The 3,382-nt window shown below is 48.4% G+C and carries 2 protein-coding genes; both read right to left on the bottom strand.

Annotated elements, in window-relative coordinates:
* Window positions 1-2,501: FtsX-like permease family protein (locus QVP40_RS09440; RefSeq protein WP_330361919.1), on the bottom strand; the 2,501-nt coding region annotated here is incomplete at its 3' end.
* Window positions 2,502-2,510: 9 nt separating this feature from the next.
* Window positions 2,511-3,227 (bottom strand): ABC transporter ATP-binding protein, encoded by a 717-nt coding sequence (locus QVP40_RS09445; protein WP_022068205.1) that lies wholly within the window; start codon window positions 3,225-3,227, stop codon window positions 2,511-2,513.
* Window positions 3,228-3,382 lie beyond the last annotated feature (155 nt).

Consider the following 3,382-nt stretch of genomic DNA (forward strand, 5'->3'; position numbering starts at 1 on the left):
CCTGCAGCGCTTCCTCCCACTGTGGCAAGAAACGCATAGTTCAGATATTTGGACGCAATAGAAAACTTCCCGTAGCCCAGGGCCTTCAGAGTTCCGATCTGAGTCCTCTGTTCCTCTACCATCCGTGTCATGGTAGTAAGACTGATCAGGGCTGCCACAAGGAAAAAGATCACAGGGAAAACCTCTCCTATACTTTTGATCCTGTCTGCATTGTCTCCGTAATCAGAATATTCCGGAAGATCGTTTCGGTCTGTGACGATCCATTCAGGTTCTTCGATCTCTGAAATTTCCTTTCTGGCGTCTTCTATCTTCTGCTGGCCTTCCGCAATTTCATCCTCCGCCTCTTTTTTGCCGTCCTCGTATTCCTTCCAGCCATCTTTCAGCTTTTGCTCCGCTTCTTTTAAATCCTTTTCTGCATCTGCAAGCTTCTGTCTGTTCTCCCTGAGTTCAGCCTCTCCATCTGTTATTTTCTGCTGGCTGGTCTCAATCTCCTGCTCACCGGAATTCAGCTTCTGCTCGTTTGCTTCGATTTCTCCCTGAGCAAAGTTCAGCTTTTGTCTGTTTGCGTCAATTTCCGCCTGACCGCTGTTTAAAACTGCCAGACTTTCCTGAAGCTTCTTTTCATTTGCGGTCAGCTTCTTTTCGTTTTCGGCAATCTGCTTTTTTGCAGGCTCCAGCTTCGCCTCTTCCTGTTTCAGCGTTTCCCTGCCGGCATCAATGGCTTTCTGGCCTTCTTTTAAAGTCTCAACTGTCTGAACCAGCTCTGCCTTTTTTTCCTCGGCCTGAGCAAGTCCGTTCCTGGCAGCCGTAAGTCCGGCTTCCAGCTCCGGCTTCTTTGCTGCTGCCGCTGTACAGGTATCCAACGTCGCCTGTGCCTGAGAGACAGCTCCATTGGCTGCATTCAGTTCCCCCCGGGCTGTTTCCAGATTTCCCTGAGCTGCTTCCAGATTTCCTCTTGCTGTTTCCACTGCTGTCTGATAGGAAGCAAGCTCTTCTTCTGTGATCTCTCCGGCTTCAAATCTTCGGACAGCCTCTTCCAGAGCCGCCTGGGCTGTGTCAAAACCGGCCTGCGCTTCACTGACTGCTGACTGAGCCGCATCAAAAGCGGCCTGTTTTTCTGCCGCAGTACGCTGAGCTGCTTCCAGAGCCTGTGTCAGCGCCGGAATCTGCGCCTCTGCCTCTTCCGCCTGACGGATTCCTTCTTCAAGCTGAGAAATCTGATCCTGAAGCTGCGCAATCTGACCTTCAACAGCCTGAATTCCCTTTTCGGCCTGAGCAAGACCGGTATCCAGCTGGTCCTGCTTTTCATCCAGAACAGCTTTGCTCTCCTCTATTTTCTGTTGTCCGTCTGCAAGCTGCTTCTTTGCCTGATTTAACTGGCTGCGTCCCTCCTGAAGCTGTTTTTTACCGCTGTTATACTGACTCCAGCCATCTGACAGCTTTTCCTGAGCTTCATTTAGCTGGCTCCAGCCGTCTGCGGCCTGCTGCTTGGCTGCTGCAAGCTGGTCTCTTCCCTCTGCCAGAGTCTCCTTTGCAGAGGCAAGCTGCTCTTTGCCGTCGGAGATTTCCTTTTCCCCGTCTGAAAGCTGTTTTTTACCGTCCTCGTATTCCTTTTTGCCGTCTGAATACTCTTTTTCACCGTCTTCAAGCTCTTTCCGGGCGTCTGCAAGTTCTTCCTCCGCTTCCTTTTTACCGTCTGAAAGCTCCTTCTCTGCATCTGCAAGCTCTTTTTCCGCCTCAGTCATCACATCCTCATATCTGATCTGACAACGTTCCGCCTGAATTCCCTCCACCTTGTCCTGAAGCTTCTCAATAAGCCGGTCATAGGCGTCTGTGTAGCTGGTCACCTGATCCACACCATGAGCTCTGATATAAATCTGGGTAAAAACCTCCTGGTCAAAATCCTCAGGCAGCACATAGGCAAATCCGTTTACCTCGCCGGAACCAAGTGTTGTATTTCCTCTGTTAAAGGATATGTAAAGAGGGGATCTGCCAAGTCCGGTGACGGTATATGTTTTCTTTTTCAGAAAAGGATCCTCTGTATCCTCTCTTAATTCAATCTGATCTCCGATCTGATACCCCTGCGCTTCTGCAAATTCCACATCCAGAAAACATTCTCCGCTTTTTTCCGGAAGCTGTCCCTCTGTTACTGTAAGAGTGTTTACATCCTCGTTGACAGCCTCCACATGGAGAACCTTCTGAGCCTCAGCCTCCCCGCACAGCACATCTGTTGACCAGGCTCCCTCAGCCCATTCTACTCCTTCAACTTTGCGGACAGCCTCTACATCCTTTTCCGTCAGGCCCAGAGTGCCCATCACCTTCAGATCCATCATTTTGCTTTCTGTATAATAAGCATCCCCGGAAAGCCTCATATCAGGGGAGCTTGCCTGGATTCCTGAAAAAAACGCAACTCCAAGGGCAACAATACAGAAAATAGAAATAAAACGCGCCTTTGTTTTTCTTATTTCCACCCAGAAATCTTTATGCAGTGCCTTCTTCATAGCGCTCACCTACCATTCGATTTCTTCTACCGGAGTAGGAGCATCATTCTGAACCATAGAAGATACTTTTCCGTTTTTGATCTTGATCACCCTGTCTGCCATAGGAGTAAGGGCAGAGTTATGAGTAATCACAATTACTGTCATTCCTCTTTCCCGGCACATATCCTGCAAAAGCTTCAGGATTGCTTTTCCGGTCTGATAATCCAGCGCGCCTGTAGGCTCGTCACAGAGAAGAAGCTTCGGATTCTTGGCAAGAGCCCTGGCTATCGACACTCTCTGCTGCTCGCCTCCTGAAAGCTGCGCAGGAAAATTCCCCAGTCTGTCCTTCAACCCCACATCTTCCAGAACTGTTGCTGCATCCAGCGGTTCTTTACAGATCTGAAGAGCCAGTTCTACGTTTTCCAGAGCTGTAAGATTGGGCACCAGATTATAAAACTGAAATACAAAACCAATATCCTCTCTCCGATACCCGGTAAGCTGTCTGCTGGAATATTTGGCAATGTCCACACCATCTACCAGCACATGCCCGGAGGTTGCCTTATCCATACCGCCCAGAATATTCAGTACAGTAGTTTTTCCTGCGCCGCTTGGGCCTACAACCACCACAAACTCACCCTTGTTGATCTCAAAACTGATGTGATCCACTGCCACGATCTTTACTTCCCCGGAGCCATAAACCTTTGACACATTTTCAAGCTTTACATATGCATGATCCTGACGCTCCATTCTCATCGCCTGCTTTCTGTTGTATGATAAAAAAGAAACCCCTGCCTGAGAGATTTCTTTTTTGTTTACATTCAGTATAACAGTTTTAAAATATTTCTTCAATCAACAGAGGTCCAGAACAGAGATTTCGCTTTTAACTTTGTATTTTTATAAAA

The sequence above is a fragment of the Blautia sp. CAG:257 genome, from assembly GCF_000433815.1.
Taxonomy (GTDB): Bacteria; Bacillota; Clostridia; order Lachnospirales; family Lachnospiraceae; genus Blautia_A; species Blautia_A caecimuris.